Genomic DNA, 19,258 nt, shown 5'->3' with positions numbered 1-19,258 from the left:
TTATCAAATACCAAAAGACGAAGGTTCTTTTATATGAAGGAGAATGAGTGCTTTGTACAACTTGAGTTTTCTCACTACCTCCTCGCCGCGACCAAGCATAAATGCCGCCGCTAACGCATGGCCCAGAAAATTCACAGCAAGCCGAATAAAAATGACACATTTTACCAAGCTAAAATAAATGGGGTTGTACCACTTCTTAAAGTACTGATACCGCGATCTATAGAAATGTATTCGCGAGTTTATCTCAACACCAATACTTTTCCCCTGGTAATGGTATATGCGGGCGGTGGGTACAAAAAATACCTTCCATCCCATCATGTGCATCTTGCGAGCGAGATCCGTCTCTTCGAAAAAAAAGAAATACCTTTCATCAAACCACCCCACGTGATCCAGCGCCTCCTTGCGTATCATTAGACATGCACCCACACCCGATTCAATCTCCAGGGGAGATAAATGTTCGTAACGTTTGCCTGGAAAACGGGATGGAAAGAGAAACTCCAAAACAGACATATTAAACAAAAGCGTGACAATCGTTGGAAAAACAGCAATAGAACTCTGTTTTGAACCATCCGCATTTAAAAGTTGGCCACAACACATACCCGTCTCGGGGGTCTTCTCCATGAAAGAGTACAATTCATGAACGGCCCCTTCAGTAAGAACGGCATCGGTATTTAAAAGAAGGGCATACCTACCCTCCATAATAGCGAAAGCCTGGTTATTCGCCGCCGCGAAACCTCTATTTTTTTCGTTCGTTATCAGTTTCACCCAAGGGTACTCTTCCTTCACCATGGCAACACTGCCATCCACCGAAGCGTTATCAACAACGATAACCTCATAGGTAACCGTCTTTACCGTGTTTACCACAGACTCCAGACAATCCCGAAGCAGATCCCTTGTATTGTAATTGACAATAATCACAGATACATCAACCAATACGCCTATTCCTCCACCTCTAGTTTCTCTCGACACAACCGCGCAAGTTTTGCATACTTAAAAAACTTGTTAATCGCATCGGTAACGGCAAGCGTTAAACCTGGCTCCCCATCCAGGAACCCAAAGCGAAAAACATAATCATAAAAAAAAGTCCATCCGGCCCTAACTGTCGCCCCAAAAATAGTCGCCCTTTTCCCCTCACTAAAAGCCGTCTTTGCCCCTAAGGTGGAATAACGATCGATCTTCTGGAGAATCCTCGCCAGATCACCATCGGTAAAATGCTCAATGGGACATTCAAGTTTCATGACCTTTCCGTCAACCTCTACCCCTTCGTGAACAAGGGCAGTGGACATCCTTCCACAGCCCCTACGAAAAAGACGGACAACGCGATCGGGCCACCACCCTGCATGGCGGATCCAACGTCCGTGGAAAAAGTTCTTTCGGGGAAAACTGTAACCCATCACATCGGGATCACCCTCTGTGACCACACGGATTATCGTATCCACCGTTTCCTCAGGGAGCCTCTCGTCCGCGTCGAGAACGAGCACCCAAGGTTCACAACACCTATCCACAGCCAATTGCTTCTGAATTCCAAACCCTCCCCTCCAAGGCTCCTCGTATACATCACATCCAAAACTTCGAGCTATATCCACTGTCCCATCTGTACTTCCCGAATCAACCACCACAACCTGTTTGGCAAACGATACACTCGCAAGGCAGCGAGGGAGGTTCGCCTCCTCGTTCTTTGTGATGATTGCCACCGAAATGGGAATTTTACTTTCCAAAAGTTTTACCTCATGGCTTTTTTGCGCCCGTATAGCATATAAAATTATTGAATTAAACAATGAAAAATCGCAAGGAACATGCTATCCAAAATGTATGGAATCAAGTAAAGTTCGCATAGGTTTCTGCATCCCCAAATACGGAATGATAGGTGGAGCGGAGGGGTTCGCCGCCTCCCTGGCCGACGAACTTGCCTCTGATCCTATGTGGGAGATTCACATCTTTGCGAACCAATGGCAACCCAGTAAAGCACCTGTGATTTTCCACCGTATCCCCATTCCCATATTTCCCCGATTCTTACGTCCGTTGTCTTTCGCCCTTTTTGCGCATCGCGCGTGTGTAAGAGCTAAAATAGACATAATCCACGCCCATGACAGGATGTTTGAACCGGATATCTACACACTGCACGGTATACCTCATCTTCTGTGGATTAAAGAGGTGCGGAGGAAAATCCAACCCAGTCTTTTCGACCTCACCTTGGGTTGGGTTGAAAAGCGAATGGTAAACTCTAAGAGAAACTGTCACTTTATAGCTGTTTCCAATTTGACCAAGGAGTATTTGCTCAGGAGATACCCCAGCGCCTCACCGCATGTTTCAGTTGTTCATCCTGGAATCGACCCAGAAGAGGTCACAGGACCAGGATCAAAAAACCTAAGAGACCACACCAGGAAAAAGTACGGTATCCCCTCAGATCTTCCCATTGTGCTCTTCGTCTCCATGAATTTTCACATCAAAGGTCTGGATTTCCTCATAAATGCCCTGGGAAAGTTGCGTGTTTTATTTCCCGAGGTTAAGTTTCATCTCGTCGTTGTGGGACGAGATAACAAAGGGCCTTACCAAAGGATGGCCACAAATGCCGGAATAGGAAGCAGTGTAACATTTACAGGGATATTGACACGTAAAGCCTTAAATGAACTTTACTCATCGGCGGATTTATTCGTAATGCCATCCCGGTTCGACACCTTCGGTATCGTGGTGCTGGAAGCTATGGCCAAAGGACTACCCGTGATTTTGAGTTCAAAAGTTGGTGCCAAAGATCTAATAGAAGAAAACGTGAACGGTTTTACAATAGATGATCCTGCGGACAGTGCTAGGTTTGCGTATTTAATAAAACACACCCTCCAGCCGGTTATTAAGTTACATCTCTCCCAAGGGGCCATAAAAACAGCCGGAGCCTTTACTTGGAAGAGGACGGCACAGAAAATGACCGAAATCTACAGAATTGTATTAAGTAAAAAACATGGCAAGTTATATTGACGTTTCCATCGTTGTTGTTTCGTTTAATACCCGTGATTTAACTGATTCCTGTCTTAAATCAATAATGCAACAGAGAGATTTAAATCTCGAAACATTCGTGGTGGATAATGCGTCCCATGACGGTAGTGCACAGTTCATTTCCACCCGACATCCCTGGGTACACCTCATAGTGAACGAAAAAAACAGAGGTTTTGCAGCAGCCAACAACCAAGTGTTGCCACTTTGCCGTGGCAGATACATCCTCTTCCTGAATCCTGATACGGTTCTTACAGAAAACTGTCTCAACAAAGCTGTGGAATTTATGAATAGCAATTCGCATGTAGGACTGGCCGGACTTCACATGGTGAATCCCGATGGGACCCATCAAGAATCTGTGTCATATCGATACCCTGGTCAACGTTACACATCGTACGAACTCCGTGGTTTACCCGGCAAGATTGCCGCCGTGTTAGGTGCGGCTATGATTGCCCCTGCAGATATTATAAAAACAGTAGGTGGCTTTGACGAAGATTTCTTTCTTTACGGTGAAGATCAGGATCTCTGCCTACGTATACGGAAAAAGGGAAAGGAAATTGGTTTTATCGAAGGTGCAAAGGTCATCCATTTACACGGACAGAGCGAGAGAAACACACCCCTTAAAGAGTTATGGTTAAAAAAACTTCGTGCGGAGTACACCTTTTACAGCAAACACTACAGCAACACCACCGTAAAAAAAATACTCAGAAAAGAGATTATAAAAACGTCTTTCCGTCTTGCAACTTTAAGGGCAATACTACCCTTCCGTAGAAGCAACAAAATGATTATGGAGAAAATCGTAAAATACCAGACAACAAAGGAATTTTTACGCAACTTCAAAACGAACCAAAAATTGTAAAGATCATCGATCGATGATTAAATGTTGTTCAAAATCAAAAAAGTTGATAAATTTAAAAAGATGGAACTACTTAAAGATTTTTGGTTTTTTCTAAAGGAGAGAAAAAAATGGTGGTTACTTCCCATGGTCGTAACTCTACTTCTAATAAGCATTTTGATTATAGCGAGCAGCACGCCACTGGCACCTTTTATATACACGCTTTTCTGAATGAAAGTCGCGAGGACATGAAAGAACACCTTGAGAATGTCAGAGCGCTCAACATACTTACACTTTTCGTTATTGTTATTTTTTTACTCACCAGATGGTTACCTCTCGTTTGGTTGGCGATCTTTTTACTCATGATAAACACATTCAACAACAGATTAGCCCGCATCATTGCCCAATGGTGGATATCTGCAATGCGAACTTTGGGAAGGATAAACACCACAATAGTGCTTTCCCTAATATTCTACTTCGTGCTCACTCCAATAGCCTTCCTCTTCCGCTTAGCACACCGGGAAAAGACGGATCATTTCCTCAGAAACTCGAAAGAAAGTTATTTCGAAATCGTTGATAAACATTTCACCGCCCCTGATTTTGAAAGACCATGGTAGAAAAATTCAATCTTAATAAATGGATAGAAGAGGAAGATTTCACTTTTGCCAAACTTCACATAGAAGGTATCGACAACGAATATGTGTTCTCCATAAACGAACCCGAGATGCGTGAACAGGAAATCTGCATTTTTCACAAGCACATAAAAAACGGTGAAGATTACTTGAACAGAATTCACCTCCTTACCGCTGAAGCAATTACGATCAGAAAGAGCTTACCCATTGTCCGTTTTGCCGATGGGGAATACGCTTTCTACAACATGAGTATGAAGTGCAACGGCCTTTACCGTCAGGCAGAATCAAAAAGACACATACAAAAGGCGCTACCCTACCACGTATCAGCTTTTCGGAAACTCGCTGCCAAAGGCATTTTGGCGCCCTTGATCTTTCCGGGTAACATCAACGAAGATAAAAGAATCTTTCCATTTTTGGTGATCAAAAAAGCTTCATCATCACTCAATTTTCTCGAATTCCTGCACAAAAACGGAATCAGGATAACAAAACAGAACTATATCCCCTTCTATGTGGTGTACGCGTGGTTAACGTCACCTTATTTTGCTGAACTGGTGAATGGGAAAAATGTGTGCATTGTCAACTCCGACAACAATCCCCATTACTGTGAGAATTGGTTCAAACGTTTCAAGAGTTACCCCAACCTATCTTTTGTGGAAATACCCGCAAACTACGTTGCCACCCGCTGGCCCCAGATTTCAAATAGCATAATCTCCCAGATTCCAGACAACACAGACCTTTGCCTTGTGGGAGCCGGTATCGGCGCCCTATTGGTCTGCGTAGATGTTTCGGAAAAACTCTCCATCCCCACGGTAGACGCTGGTCATGTTTTAAACATGATCAACGGTAGAGAGGATAAATCAAACGGCCCTCGCCTATACACCCTATGGAAGATCCACTGAAAATATACCGTAAAAAACTAAGGGAATGGCTCGGTTGGAGGCGACTGCAAAGAGAAAACACAATGTACAGGCGTATGTTCCACAAGCTGGGGCTCAAAGTACCTGGAGAAAGTGAAATCAAAGACATTATCCATAGGAGACATCCCAGCATAAAACCCAAGAAAAAAGGTGACCTCCGCATTCTTGCCATTTACCACCATTACAACTGGGAAGATACATCCCTTAAGCCCGCTCTGGAGAAGTTTGGTGAGGTATGGCGTTATGATTGGTTCGAAAGATTGGGCCTCGAAGGCGAATGGCCGAGGCGGATGAAAGAAACCCTCAACATCGATCTAACCACATTTGTCTCAGATCTTCTTAAGAAAATTAGACCGGACGTTATATTCATGTACGTAACTGGTGAACAGGTTACACCTGAAACTATGAAATTTTTTGAACATCTCGGCATACCAACGGTAAATCTATCACTCAACGACAAGGAGAACTTCGTGGGAAAGATATACAATGGACAAGCTCTTGGCGTACGGGACATCTGCCGTTATTTTACCCTTAATTGGACTAGCACTGAGGATGCGCTTGTCAAATATTTAGTGGAAGGGGCACTACCCATTTACCTGCCGGAAGGTGCCAACCCTGAAGTTCACAAACCCCTAAATTTGGAGAAAACAATAGAGTGCTCCTTCGTAGGTCAGTGCTATGGAAACCGACGCCATGTAATTGAGCACCTCCGCGCAAGGGGTATTAAGGTTGAAGCGTTTGGTAGTGGCTGGCTCAATGGACCTCTAAGTACCGAGGCGATGGTTCAGCTCTATTCCAAGAGTCATATTAACCTTGGATTCAGCGGAGTCATGGGCCATCGAAACACCTATTGTTTAAAAGGGAGAGACTTTGAAATTCCGATGAGTGGAGGTCTCTACCTTACTGAACACCACACGGAACTTGAAAAGGTTTACGAAATAGGCAGAGAAATAGTGACCTACCAGGGACTAGAAGACCTCGTCTCTAAGATCCGCGAACTCCTACAAAACCCAGAAAAAGCGGAGCAAATCCGCCAAGCAGGTTACAGAAGAGCGCGGAGAGATCACACATGGGAACAGCGTTTTGATAAGATATTTAAGCTCCTGGGAGTGATCTAACTGCGGCATTCAAGGTATTATCGAGGAGCATCGCAATTGTCATAGGTCCCACACCACCAGGAACGGGGGTAATGTATGCAGCATGGCATGAAACTTCCTGGAAATCCACATCTCCCACCACTTTCCCGTTGGGTAGGCGATTTACACCCACATCGATTACCACTGCACCTTCTTTAACCATGTTACCCTTTATCATCTCAGCTCTCCCCACAGCCACAATGAGTATATCTGCCCTTCTGGTTAGGGACGGTAGATCCCGAGTTCTTGTGTGACATATTGTAACCGTGGCATTCCGGTTCAATAGTAAAATAGCGGTCGGTTTACCCACTATATTGCTCCTACCTACAATTACTGCCTCCTTCCCTTCGACTGAAATGCCAGTTCTATCAAGAAGTTCCATAATTCCCTTCGGTGTGCAAGGCGTATGGAGCGGCTTCCCCGTCAAAAGCAAACCCATGTTAAGGGGGTGAAATCCATCCACATCTTTTTGGGGATCAATTCTCTGGAGAACCTCACTGGTACGGATATGACCAGGCAGAGGGAGTTGAACAAGTATCCCGTGGATATCAGGGTCTTCATTCAACTCATCTATGATGTTTATTAGGGTTTTTTCATCCACATCCTCCGGAAGAAGATAATCGCGAGAAAGAAAACCAACCTCTTCACAAGCTTTTTTCTTCCTTCCTACGTAAATCTCCGAAGCGGGGTTGGAACCCACAAGAATTACAGCTAGTCCAGGTGTGATTCTTCTCTCCATCTTAAGGACTGAAGTCTTCTCGCGAATATCCTCGCGGATACTCCTCGCAATGGCGTTTCCATCAATAACAACAGCCATCTACTCACCTCACGCGGTACCAGAGCTGCGTTCTACCTATGAGAGAAAGGCCAATAAAGCCCCGAACTTCAAGTTTTTCTCCCCCTTCGATAACCCTGAGTTTGCAGTTATAAACCTTACCCTTTTTGGGATCGAGTATGGTACCCCCTGCGTATTCATCGCCCTTACGCACAAGATCACGGATGATCACCAACCCAAGCATGGGTTTGTTTTTATCACTGCCCGGGCATTCAGTACAGAGCTTCCCTGCCCCTCCATCCTTCTCCTGAATTAACCTCAAGATCCTTCCGTATAACTTGCCGTTCGCTTCGTAGATCTCCACAATCGACTTCTCCTGTTTGGTCTCATCGTCGATAGTCCTCCACTTTCCGATGGGAGAGTCTTGCGCCATGGCCTGACTAAAAGAGAATAACACAGCGACTAAAAAAGGTATCATGCTCTTTTTCATTATAAATCTCCTCTGTTTTTTAGCCGTATCTACAATGAAACCCACTGACCGGCAAGGAAAATCAACAACGAATTGAAATAAGACAAACTATATGTTAGGGATGAAATGAAGTCGTCTGGCATCTACTTCAATTTATGCCGCGGCTTTAAACCTTTATTCAGAGGAACATTCAAAGATGAACATAGTGAATATCCTTGAGGAAACAACGCACCGATTTCCAGATCGAATCGCTCTTGTTCATGACAAGGCCCGCCTAACCTACAGCGAGCTGAAAAAAGCCGTTTGCGCTCTCAGCTCCTATTTAAAATCCCTAGGGCTAAAAAAGGGCGACAGAGTTGCCATAATGCTACCCAACTGTCCTGAGTTCGTAATATCTTACTTTGCAGTAGTTAAATTCGGTGGTATTGCAGTAACGGTAAGCATTCAGAGCACCCCTCATGAATTACGCCATCTCCTGAATGACAGTGGATCCTCAATGCTAATAACTGAGGAAGAACTATTGAAACGCTACTTGGAGATACAAAACGACACACCTAAGTGCAGGCACCTACTAGTAACGAAAGGCATGGATAGTCCTTCTCCTTTTACGAAGGCAATTACCACAACTTTCGGTGAGATAAATGATTCAGCAACTTCTTCTCAGGATGATCCTGCGGTAATAATCTATACCTCTGGACTTACAGAAAAAACCCTCGGCGCTGTTCTGACCCATGGAAACCTCTACACTCAGGCAGTTCTTCTGAAAACAATGTACAAGGGAACTGAGGATGACTGCAGTTTAGCTGTAATACCATTCTATCACGCCTTCGGAGCAGCTGCCAACATGCTCGCCGCTATCTACGTCGGTGCAAAATGTGTGCTTCTTGAACATTTCAGCATGGAATCTATATTTTCGTCGATTCAGAAAGAAGGGGTAACGTACACCTGTGCAGTGCCCCGATTGTACTTGGGAATGATCTTTCATCAGGGGGCGGATAAGTTCGACCTCGACTCGCTGCGTTTCTGCATAACAGGTGGTGCGTCCTTTCCTCCCGAATACATCTCACCGTTCAGAGAGAGATTTGGTGTACCCCTGCTGGAGGGATACGGACTAACCGAGGCCTCTCCGATATGTACCATAACGCCACTCGATGGTTTACATAAACCTGGTTCCATTGGCATCCCCATCCCAGGCGTAGAAATAAGAGTTGTGGATGAAGATGGTAACGCCAAAGAGCCAGGTGATGAAGGTGAACTCGTTGTCAGAGGTCCAAACGTGATGAGAGGTTACTTCAATAATGAAGAGTTAACGGCTAAAGTCATCCGTAATGGATGGTTGCATACCGGTGACCTTGCCCGCATAGATAACGACGGTTACATATTCCTCACGGGAAGAAAAAAAAGGATGATAATCACAAGCGGATTTAACGTGTATCCTCGGGAAGTGGAACTCGTGTTAGAAATGCATCCCGCTGTTAACGCAGCCCGAGTGGTTGGTAAACCAGACCTCATGAGGGGCGAAATTGTAAAGGCCCTTATAGTCAAAAATTCCGATGTTCAGGTAGAAGTGAGAGACATCCTAAGACACTGTCGTACCTACCTTTCACCATATAAAGTCCCCAGGGAAGTAGAATTCGTGGAACATCTATAAAAATAAAAGGGCACAGGAGCTTCCTGTGCCCTTAATAGAGGTGGTACTCAATTTCAGCTCTTTCTTTTATCCATCTCTTCAGCGCGGAGTTGTTTCCTGAGAATTTTGCCTACGTTCGTTTTGGGCAACTCTTTCCTAAACTCCACCTCCACGGGTAATTTATAAGGCGCCAATCTGCTCCGTCCGAACTCAATCATCTCCTCAGCAGTGGCAGTTTCCCCCTCCTTTAGGACCACAAACAGCTTCACACATTCTCCTTTTCTGGGGTCAGGAATACCAATGGCACATGCCTCCTGAACTTTAGGATGTTCGTAGTAGACCTCATCTATCTCTCGTGGATATATGTTGTATCCACCAGAAATGATCATATCTTTCTTCCTGTCCACTATGTAAAAATATCCATCCTCGTCCATCGTCGCTATATCTCCCGTATACATCCAACCATCCCTCAGGGCATTAGCCGTTTCATCCGGTTTGCCTTTATAACCTTTCATCACCTGAGGCCCTTTGATAATAAGTTCACCAGGTTCACCCACAGGCATATCCCGGGTACCAGTCTCAATATCGACAATGCGACAGAGTGTATCCGGAATGGGTATACCGATACTTCCCACCTTTCTGGCGCCACCCGCGAATGGATTAACATGAGTAACGGGTGTCGTTTCTGTCATTCCAAACCCCTCCACGATCACCGCACCTGTTGCCTTTTCAAAACTGTGGATAACTTCCACCGGAAGTGGTGCACTTCCCGAAAATGCACCCTTTATGCAACTCATATCAGTTTTTTTGAGGTCAGGATGGTTTAGCATACCAATGTACATCGTAGGCACAAGGGGAGCGAAGGTGGGACGAAATTCCCTGATAGCTTCCAAAAGTTGTGCTGGTTGAGGACGGGGTACAAGGACCTGTGTCCACCCCATATGGATGGAAAAATTCATAGATACAGATAGTCCAAAAACGTGAAAATAAGGAAGAGCACCGAGCATGATCTCATTTCCCTTGCCAAATTTCGGGAACCACGCTTCCAACTGCTGCACCTGCTTGCTTAGATTGGCGTGGGTTAACATGGCTCCTTTGGATACACCCGTCGTCCCCCCCGTATACTGGTACATAGCCACATCTTCAAAGTCGTTCTTTACATAAGGTGGGGAGGGCGGATACTTCGCCAAACACTCCTTCCATAAATACACCTCAGGGGCCTTTGGAACATCTGCATAAGGGTACTTCTTTAGCCACCTCCCGAGAATCCTCTTTAGGAATGGCAGATAGTCACCAATGCCCGTAACCACTATTTGCCTGATACCCGTTCTCTCCCGAAGGGCAATCATCCGAGATGCAAGCACATCCAGGGTGATCAGTGCTTTTGACTCCGAATCGTTGAACTGATACTCCAGTTCCGCATCGGAATACAGAGGATTGTTCATCACAGCAATCGCTCCAATTTTTAATATCGCATAATAGGCTACTACAAGAGGAATGGTGTTAGGTAGGAGTATGGCGACGGCATCACCTTTTTTCAAACCAAATGAAGAAAGGCAGGTGGCAAAGCGGTCAACCATATCCTTCAATTCACGAAAAGTAACCTTAGTCCCCTGAAAAATGAGGGCGTACGCATCGGGGGACATACGGGCAGTACGATCCAGAATGTCGGGCAAACATATCTCTTCATAATCGATAAACTCAGGAACACCCTCTTCATAAGATTTCAGCCACGGTTTCTTGAGATACACGCTTTCCTCTGTCATGGTCGCCATCCTCCCTTTTTTACTGGATTATATCATAAGATCACAGGAAACTGAAAAAATGATTGATTTTTAATACTAGCGGCATTAAGAACACCTGAGTTTTCATTTAGGCTCGCAAAGCAAAGTTTCTAACGGTAAATGTATGATATCTCACAGGGCTATATTTGGAATAACAACCATTCTACTTGGTATTTTCTACTTTATCAACTTTGTCATATCGAAAAGGATCCCTCTAGGTCATGACACATTCCAGTACCTTCAACTTCAGTACAGTTTCTTGAATGAACTGATAATGAAAGGGGAAATACCCCAGTGGTTCCCATTTTTGACCAAAGGAACCGTCACCAACATATGGTTTCTCATACAAAACGGGATACTCAACAATTTTTACTATCCACTTGTAAAATTCTTTCACCCTGAAAACTACTATTTCATGTTTTATGCATCCGTTTTTTTCGATGAAATAGTACTGATTACAGGGACGATTCTTCTCTCGAAAGAATTTTACAAAAATACGTGGACAGTCCTTTTTGTGACCACCACTGTCTTCGGTACAGCAATCTGGGCATCCCAAATATGGTGGAGCTTTCACCTGTACTATATGATGCCCCTCGTACTTTACCTATACATAAAAGCCATAAAAGAGAAGTCCATAAGCAACTTCTTGATGGGAAATGTTCTTTTGATAATCTGGTCATTCTACGGAAACCTACCTTACCAACTTCCTGTAATAACGTTATTCGTTGCTCTGACTGTGATAATCTACTGGCTGTTATACACTCCCCCTATTGAGAGTTTATCCATAAAATCCGGCAAAACAGAGGATAATCGCCGGTACATGGAGTTAAAAATACAATTTACGCAGTTCAAAACAGAAATCTTTGCGAAAAAACTAAAGGATAAAAGAGTTTATCTCAACATCTTAAAAATAATATCAGTCACAGTACTAACACTGACTCCTATCTTCATAATTTACAAATACCTTACATCATGTGGAGCGGGAGAAATCGTCTATAGAAATTTCATGAGAGAAGCTGGTGGGAAGGTGGCGTATGGCGTCTTTTTGAACTACTCAAAAATTTCTTACTTGAATTACAAGGAGCTTGTAACAGGTGTTCCAGCCGATTTTCCTTTCCTAACATTAAGCCTCGATCAATTCCTATACGTGGGTATATTGCCCCTTACGTTCTTTATACTGGCTATCTACATGCTCATAAAAAAAATTCTGCAGGATAAGATTACACTGACCTTTCTGATAGTACTTTTACTCTTGGTATCGTTTTCAGTAGGCGGGTTTTTCGCTAAGTTGAGCTACTTTTTTTGGCCTCTAATGGACAGGTTCCGCCATGTGGGTCTTGTAAGCTGCATAGCCAAACTGTACATTATTTTCATCGCCGGTTTCGCTTTCGATAAAACTATATCACTCGCAAAAAATGATGAGACGTCTAGGTATGAATCACTAACAAAATTTCTATTTTTTACTACCTGCTTGATTCTGCTTGGGAAGTTAATATCAGTCCTCGTCCCGTTTAAACACAGATCACTCATATATGAAGAAGCAAGCTCGGAAATAATGATCTTCAAATTAACATCCATCGTAATAACCACAATTTTTCTCCTTATAATCTGGAAAGCAAAAAACAAAAAATTAATTCAAAAAAATGGCATAAAACTCCTCATACTCATCATAATCCTAAATTCGTGGGAACTACTGACTTATAGATCGCTTTTCTTCCATATTCTGCTCCCCCCAACCCAAGAAAAAAATCTATATGAATTGTTCAAGTTTACGGATTATCCATTCCAACCAGACAGGTCCATGAATTACGACAAAAATGCACGTTTCCAAACTTTTATCAGAAGTGCTGACATTAAATACAAAGAGATTTTGAAGAAAGGATACTGCATTTTTCAAAAATGGGGAGCGTATTACTGGAATTCCGATCAGTTCTTCTATTTTGACCCCTGCAGTTCAATCTTTAGGGTTGATCATCGTTTGATAAACATAGATAGATATTACATAGCTTATAACGAAAAGTTTCTACCTTTAAACATCGAACAACCCATACCTTCCCACCCTGCCTTCTTAAAGATTATGGGTTGTAACTCCCCAAAAATCCAGTTTTTTGAAAATATATATTCCTCACCTAAAGTCGAATACCTCATTGCTGATACTAAATATCAAGGAGATATATTACTCACTGATACCGAAACTAAAAACGTACAGAACCCCATTAATCAATTAGACGACAATATCTCAAGTACATTATTAAAAAACGAAAGACTTGATATCCCTTATAAAGTGGTAAAATTCAGCGCAAACCACATAGAAATGGAAATTTCTAACAACTACCAAAGACCTATAATCATGCATTACGCTGATGCCTTTCACAAATACTGGAAGGCTTATGTAAACGGAAGAGAAACAACGATCTACTGCACCAATCTCGGCTTTAAAGGTATTGTCGTTCCTCCAGGAAACTCCACAATTGATTTCATATTCCGAGAAAAGAAGGTGTTTTACGCCCATTTATTTTTAATTACCTTCGGGAACTTAGGTGTAATCCTCATACTCTACAATTTAGTATCTTTACTTAAGGCAAAAAAAACGGAGAATGATAAAAAATTCTGGATCCCGTCATGAAAACAACTCTGATTGTCCCCACGCTGAACGAAGTAGAAGGTTTGAAAGTTATAATGCCGCGGATAAAAAGGGAATTGTGCGATCAAATTATCATACTTGATGGAGGTTCAACTGACGGAACGATAGAATACGCAAAGAATAACAATTATTTTCTCTACATCCAGAAAAAACCGGGGTTACGTAACGCTTACTGTGAGGTCCTTCCCTATGTGGAGGGTGACATAGTTATAACCTTCAGTCCAGATGGGAACTCCATACCCGAACTCATCCCATCTCTCATAGAAAAAATGAAAGAAGGTTACGACATGGTCATCGTTTCCCGTTATCTGTCAGGGGCAAAAAGCTACGATGACGATTTCATAACGGCATTCGGCAACTGGCTGTTCACAAAAACAATAAACGTTCTCCACGGGGGGAACTACACTGACGCAATGGTAATATTCCGGGCATACAAAAAACAACTGATATATGACCTTGAGTTGTTAAATGATGAAAACTACAACTTAGTAGAAAAACTTTTCCACACACGTATAAGCTGGGAACCACTCCTATCTGTACGAGCAGCAAGAAAAAAATTAAAAGTTACGGAGATTCCGGGAGACGAACCCCCACGCATAGGTGGTGAAAGAAAACTTAAGATATGGCGGTGGGGTGCAGCTTATTACCTCCAGTTTTTTTTGGAACTCTTCCGCCGCTGATGTAAAAATTTTTCGCCTCGCCCGAGACTCTGATTAATAGCGAAATCTTGAGACACGAGAAAAACTCCCATTCTACATGGGCCTTCCGAACAAAAGGGGTATACCTCCTCAAACACGGTATGCAGTTTGAGCAAGAGCATAACATTAAAGACTCATAACAATAAGCCCTCTTTTCCTTGACAGAAGCTAACCAAACGTATACTCGTTCACCTAAAACCTTTTTATGAGTCCAAGAAGAATAAAGAAATCCAGGAGCAACTCGAAAAAAAAAGTTTCCAGAGGATCATCTCCCATTTCGAGGATAACCCTTCTCATCCTTGGACTCTTAATTGGGATGCTAATTGGCGAAGGGATCCTCAGAATTTTGGGACTCCCCCACATTAACCTACTGAAGATGAACACAATAGTGGAATCAGAAAGGGGTAAGTTCACCACTTATGACCCTACACTGGGCTGGAAGGGAAAGGAAAACGCAGTAGACGTCTTTCGCTGGATTGATTGCACCTGCCATGTAAAACAAAATCGTTACGGGTTCCGTGGGAGGGAAATACCTCATGAACGTTCCGAGAAAAAGCGCCTCCTCGTCCTGGGTGATTCCTACACCTGGGGGTTCGGCGTAGATGAAAACAAAATATTCACCGCCCTCCTCGACCAAAAAGGCGAATGGGAGGTTCTCAACCTGGGGGTATCAGGTTACGGCACAGACCAGGAACTCTTGCTCTGGCAGATTCAGGGAAAAAAATGGAAACCCGACGTCGTCCTCCTCATGGTAAATCTCTGGACGGATCTATGGGACAACATTTCCTCACAACGCTACGGTTACGAAAAACCCTTTTTTATTCTAGATAGGACGGGCAAGCTGGTCCTGAGCAACGTACCTGTCCCTCGGAAAAAAGCACCCCAAAGTAAATTCCACGTAAACGAAAGTGAAGTTACCCCCTTTTGGGTGCGATTGCTGGGGTACTCCCACCTTGCCGCGACTCTCGTAAACACCGGAACAAAATTTTCAAGCATAAGAAATTTCCTGGAGAAGAAAAACATAATACCAGCCCGACAGGGAGGCTTCGAATGGGAAGCCAGGATGTATACCTCTCCCCGTGATGAGGAAATGAAAAACTCCTGGTCAGTAACAACGGCCCTCATCTTACGTCTCGCCAGAGAAGTAAATGCGGAAGGTGGCAAGCTGATCGTAGCCGTAGCCCCAGGACCTGCCCAAGTCTATCCTGAAATCTGGATACAGACCCTGGGAAAGAGACCCAACCTCGACCCCACCTACCCCGACCGTTTTCTCTATTCGTGGTGTAGGGATAATGGTATATCTTTCATTGACCTACTTAACCCCCTAAGAGAGGCTGCAAACTCGAATCCCCACCTGTACTTTCCCGTAAATCTCCACTGGACAGCGGCGGGACACGCCGTCGTTGCCGAAGTACTCGCAAGAGAAATCCCAAAAATCATAAAATAAAAACCCCGGCATCTTGAAGCATGCCGGGGTCGCAAAAGGGATCAGTCGCTTAAACTTACCCCTCCTCCGACTATTTCTCTTCCTCCAGACCCATAGCCTTCCACACAATTTCGGCTATGTCGAGGGCAACCATGCTTTCCTCTCGACCGTGGGCCTTGACACCATCACTCATCATGGTAAGGCAGAACGGACAAGCCACGGCAATCCCCTCTGCACTCACATCAATAGCCTGCTTCACTCGAGCGTTGTTTATACGTTCACCGTGCTCCTCCATCCACATCCGCGCACCACCGGCACCGCAACAGAAACTCTTCGCTCCGTTCCTCTCCATCTCCACAAGTTTCATGCCCGCTACAGACTTCAGAATATTACGCGGTTCACTGTAGATGTTGTTGTAACGGCCGAGGAAACAGGAATCATGATACGTAAAGATACCTGCGAGAGGCTTCTTAAGCTGTATTTTGCCCTCTTTCAACAACCTGGCTATGATCTCCGTATGATGGTAAACTTCATAATTCCCACCGAAGTGAGGATAATCTTTCTTCAGGGCGTTGTAACCATGTGGGCAGGTCGTGATGATCTTCTTAACCCCATACCCGTTCATAACCTCAATGTTAGCCTGCGCGAGTGCTTGATAGAGGTACTCATTTCCACCACGCATCGCCGAATCCCCACAACATCCCTCCTCTGTTCCCAGAATGCCAAAGCTCACACCCGCCGCTTGAAGAATTTTGGCAAAGGCTACTGACACCTTCTTTCCACGATCATCAAAGCTACCCGCACAACCTACGTAGAAAAGATACTCCACATCTGGATCTTCGGCGAGGGTCTTTATGCCCAGGTCTTTCGCCCAATCTGCCCGGAGATGCGATCCAATACCCCAGGGATTGGAATTGTTCTCCATGTTGCGGTAAGTGAGCTGGAGTTCCGGTGCAAAGTCCGCTTCCATGAGAACTTTGTACTGACGCATTCCTATGATCTTGGGTACGTGTTCTATCGCTGCGGAACAGTTCTCCATGCAATACATGCAGTTCGTGCATGCCCAAAGTTCATCCAGATCGATAACATCACCCACCAGTGTTCTTTCCTGAACCTCTTTCTTGCTCTTCAGGTAAGAATCTACAACCCTGTCAATGCTTTCCAGAGATTTAACAAGCGTCACCAACTTAGGATGAGCTTTAGCCTCCTCTCCACCTGCGAGAAGTTCCGCTTTCTTAGCGGCAATAGCTGCAGGTGCCTTCTCCACCCAGTAGTCCTTCAGGTCCTGGACGAGCTTCTTTGGAGAAAGAGGCTTCCCCGTTAAATAAGCCGGGCAACCATCCTGGCAACGACCACAGCGCGTGCACGCATCAGCATCGAAAAGTTGCTTCCAGGTGAACTCCTCAATGGTACCCACACCGAAGCTCTCGGCCGTCTCAAAATCTCGAATGGGTTCCAGTGTCCCGGTAGGACGCAACGTTGCCATGAAGTAATTCGCCGGCGTCGTGAAGATGTGGAGCAGCCGCGAATAGGGTATGTAGGCAATAAACCCGAGGGCAATAAACGTATGCAACCACCACATCAGCTTATGCAGCGTCTTCGCGTCGTGTGGACTCATGTTGTGGAAGACCTTCGCCAGATTCCAACCAACAAAAGACCACGTTTCCCAGGGTGTATACTGCCATGTCACGGAGATCCTCAGAGCCTCCAGAATGAACCCCGTGATTATAATACCCCCTATGAGAATGAGGGCAATGGCATCGTCCGGTTTATTGTCAGGAACACCCCTGTAACCCAAACGATCAGGTCTCGTGATGTAACGGCGCCACGCTGCCATTATAACACCTACGAGGACGGCAAGCCCAAGAAGATCCATCAGAAAGGAGAAGTACAGATAGAATTTACCCACAAGGAAAGGCATACCAAGGGGTTCTGCTAGATGATGCTCCGTTGCATCAAAGGCAGCTCCTAAAAACAACCCAAGAAAACCAAAGAATATCAGGGCATGCATAATACCCGGATAGGCATCCTTGAGAACCTTAACCTGAAGGAGACCGTTTACGATGAGCATCTTGAAACGTTCCTTGAAGTTCGCCGTCCTGTCCTCAGGCTCCGTTTTACCTATGGAGTACCACATCAACCAGCGTCTGTAGAGACCATAGAGCATTATAGCTAGGGCTATAAATGTAAAGAAGAAAAGAAATGGTTCGAAGTGTTCGGCGTTCCAGAAAACCTCTCGGCCTTCATGGCCGACGGAAAATTTGAACTTTTCCATAGCGCCTCCGTAAAAACAGGGGGGCTATAATTGCCCCCCCTTTCTCGCGTTTTTTTACAGCAGCTTCTTAACCTCCTCCGTTAAAGCGGGAACTACCTTGAAGAGGTCATCCACAACACCGTAATCCGCCTTCTGGAATATAGGTGCTTCGGGATCTTTGTTTATGGCCACTATGTATTTCGAAGAGCTCATACCGGCCAGGTGCTGTATGGCACCTGAAATACCACAAGCGATGTAAAGATTGGGAGAAACAACCTTACCCGTCTGACCCACCTGGTCGGACTGGGGACGCCAGCCTGCATCCACCGCTGCCCTGGAAGCACCAACGGCACCACCAAGAAGGGAAGCGAGCTCCTCTAAAATTACAAAGTTCTCAGGCCCCTTCATACCTCTTCCGCCGGAGACTATGATGTTGGCTTCCGTTACGTCAATCTTACCGGCGGCCTCTTTCTGAATCTCCACAACCTTCGTCTTCAACGCACCAAGACCAGGATCGAATTTGATGATCTGAGGAGTCCTCGGATTTTCCACCAAAGGAAATACATTTGGGCGGAGCGATGCCATTTGGGGGAAACTGTCAATTACCACTTCCCCATAGCATTTCCCCGCATACATAGGCCTCGTTGCGTAGAGCTTCCCGTCCACTATCTTTATATCCGTGCAATCTGAGGCCATACCAGTCGCCAGGGATCCCACCAAACGTGCTGCAAGATCCTTTCCCTGCGCCGAGGCAGCGAGGAGAAGTATAACGGGATCATTCTCCTTCACAATCTTTGTCACTGCCTGAGCGTAGGCATCCGTTGTGTAGGGTTCAAAAGCGGGATCCTCCGCCACATATCCTTTACCCCCACCGTATTTCCCAAGCCCTGCCGCTAGAGCCTCCACAGCCCCTCCCAGAAGTACAGCTGCAACCTCATCTCCCAGCTGATCCGCCAGTTTACGAGCCGTGCTAGCCAGCTCAAAACTCACCTTGCGCAGAGCTCCATCTCTCTGTTCTGCAACTATCCACACACCTTTTGCCATTTTCTCTTCCTCCGTGATCGTATTTT

General features: G+C 44.9%; 17 protein-coding genes. 10 read left to right on the top strand and 7 right to left on the bottom strand.

What is annotated here, in order from left to right:
• Positions 1-3: 3 nt before the first annotated feature.
• A complete protein-coding gene (locus tag N2317_01635) occupies positions 4-933 on the bottom strand; it encodes a glycosyltransferase family 2 protein (GenBank protein ID MCX7816198.1) in 930 nt (309 codons plus the stop codon).
• A 5-nt stretch (positions 934-938) separates the two neighbouring features.
• Positions 939-1,718, bottom strand: a complete 780-nt coding sequence (locus N2317_01630; protein ID MCX7816197.1) for a glycosyltransferase family 2 protein — start codon at positions 1,716-1,718, stop codon at positions 939-941.
• Positions 1,719-1,812: 94 nt separating this feature from the next.
• Here N2317_01630 and N2317_01625 point away from each other — a divergent pair, with 94 nt between their 5' ends.
• The 6 genes from N2317_01625 (at position 1,813) to N2317_01600 (ending at position 6,490) form a co-directional block, all read left to right on the top strand.
• A complete protein-coding gene (locus tag N2317_01625) occupies positions 1,813-2,973 on the top strand; it encodes a glycosyltransferase family 4 protein (protein MCX7816196.1) in 1,161 nt (386 codons plus the stop codon).
• A complete protein-coding gene (locus N2317_01620; GenBank protein ID MCX7816195.1) occupies positions 2,957-3,847 on the top strand; it encodes a glycosyltransferase family 2 protein in 891 nt (296 codons plus the stop codon). Before N2317_01625 ends, N2317_01620 begins: the two co-directional genes overlap by 17 nt.
• Before the next feature lie 60 nt (positions 3,848-3,907).
• Positions 3,908-4,054, top strand: a complete 147-nt coding sequence (locus N2317_01615; GenBank protein MCX7816194.1) for a DUF5989 family protein — start codon at positions 3,908-3,910, stop codon at positions 4,052-4,054.
• 17 nt (positions 4,055-4,071) lie between these two features.
• On the top strand, positions 4,072-4,440 hold the full coding sequence (locus N2317_01610) for an SxtJ family membrane protein (GenBank protein ID MCX7816193.1): 369 nt from the start codon (positions 4,072-4,074) through the stop codon (positions 4,438-4,440).
• The gene (locus tag N2317_01605) at positions 4,434-5,354 is read left to right on the top strand and encodes a hypothetical protein (GenBank protein ID MCX7816192.1); all 921 of its coding nucleotides are present in this window, start codon (positions 4,434-4,436) and stop codon (positions 5,352-5,354) included. Before N2317_01610 ends, N2317_01605 begins: the two co-directional genes overlap by 7 nt.
• A gap of 62 nt (positions 5,355-5,416) precedes the next feature.
• Positions 5,417-6,490: a glycosyltransferase gene (locus N2317_01600; protein ID MCX7816191.1), complete on the top strand. Its 1,074-nt coding sequence runs from the start codon at positions 5,417-5,419 to the stop codon at positions 6,488-6,490.
• On the opposite strand, the gene folD is transcribed toward N2317_01600, so the two are convergent.
• Positions 6,468-7,325: a bifunctional methylenetetrahydrofolate dehydrogenase/methenyltetrahydrofolate cyclohydrolase FolD gene (gene folD, locus N2317_01595; protein ID MCX7816190.1), complete on the bottom strand. Its 858-nt coding sequence runs from the start codon at positions 7,323-7,325 to the stop codon at positions 6,468-6,470. The genes N2317_01600 and folD overlap by 23 nt on opposite strands.
• A gap of 4 nt (positions 7,326-7,329) precedes the next feature.
• On the bottom strand, positions 7,330-7,773 hold the full coding sequence (locus N2317_01590) for a DUF2147 domain-containing protein (GenBank protein MCX7816189.1): 444 nt from the start codon (positions 7,771-7,773) through the stop codon (positions 7,330-7,332).
• Between the two features lie 175 nt (positions 7,774-7,948).
• On the opposite strand from N2317_01590, the gene N2317_01585 reads away from it, so the two are divergent.
• Positions 7,949-9,403: an AMP-binding protein gene (locus N2317_01585; GenBank protein MCX7816188.1), complete on the top strand. Its 1,455-nt coding sequence runs from the start codon at positions 7,949-7,951 to the stop codon at positions 9,401-9,403.
• A gap of 53 nt (positions 9,404-9,456) precedes the next feature.
• Here N2317_01585 and N2317_01580 read toward each other — a convergent pair whose 3' ends face one another.
• On the bottom strand, positions 9,457-11,148 hold the full coding sequence (locus tag N2317_01580; GenBank protein ID MCX7816187.1) for a long-chain fatty acid--CoA ligase: 1,692 nt from the start codon (positions 11,146-11,148) through the stop codon (positions 9,457-9,459).
• 142 nt (positions 11,149-11,290) lie between these two features.
• Here N2317_01580 and N2317_01575 point away from each other — a divergent pair, with 142 nt between their 5' ends.
• The 3 genes from N2317_01575 (at position 11,291) to N2317_01565 (ending at position 15,955) form a co-directional block, all read left to right on the top strand.
• The gene (locus N2317_01575) at positions 11,291-13,792 is read left to right on the top strand and encodes a hypothetical protein (protein MCX7816186.1); all 2,502 of its coding nucleotides are present in this window, start codon (positions 11,291-11,293) and stop codon (positions 13,790-13,792) included.
• Entirely contained in the window at positions 13,789-14,490 is a 702-nt protein-coding gene (locus N2317_01570) for a glycosyltransferase (GenBank protein ID MCX7816185.1), read from the top strand. Before N2317_01575 ends, N2317_01570 begins: the two co-directional genes overlap by 4 nt.
• A 334-nt stretch (positions 14,491-14,824) precedes the next feature.
• The gene (locus tag N2317_01565) at positions 14,825-15,955 is read left to right on the top strand and encodes a GDSL-type esterase/lipase family protein (protein MCX7816184.1); all 1,131 of its coding nucleotides are present in this window, start codon (positions 14,825-14,827) and stop codon (positions 15,953-15,955) included.
• Positions 15,956-16,025: 70 nt separating this feature from the next.
• On the opposite strand, the gene N2317_01560 is transcribed toward N2317_01565, so the two are convergent.
• Together N2317_01560 and N2317_01555 are read right to left on the bottom strand one after the other, a co-directional pair.
• Positions 16,026-18,209, bottom strand: a complete 2,184-nt coding sequence (locus N2317_01560) for a heterodisulfide reductase-related iron-sulfur binding cluster (protein MCX7816183.1) — start codon at positions 18,207-18,209, stop codon at positions 16,026-16,028.
• 54 nt (positions 18,210-18,263) lie between these two features.
• The coding region (locus tag N2317_01555; protein ID MCX7816182.1) for an electron transfer flavoprotein subunit alpha/FixB family protein at positions 18,264-19,258 on the bottom strand (995 nt) is incomplete at its 5' end.

It is taken from the genome of Syntrophales bacterium, from assembly GCA_026417625.1.
Lineage (GTDB): Bacteria > Desulfobacterota > Syntrophia > Syntrophales > UBA8958 > JAOACW01.
This window is presented reverse-complemented; position numbering and strand designations above follow the sequence as displayed.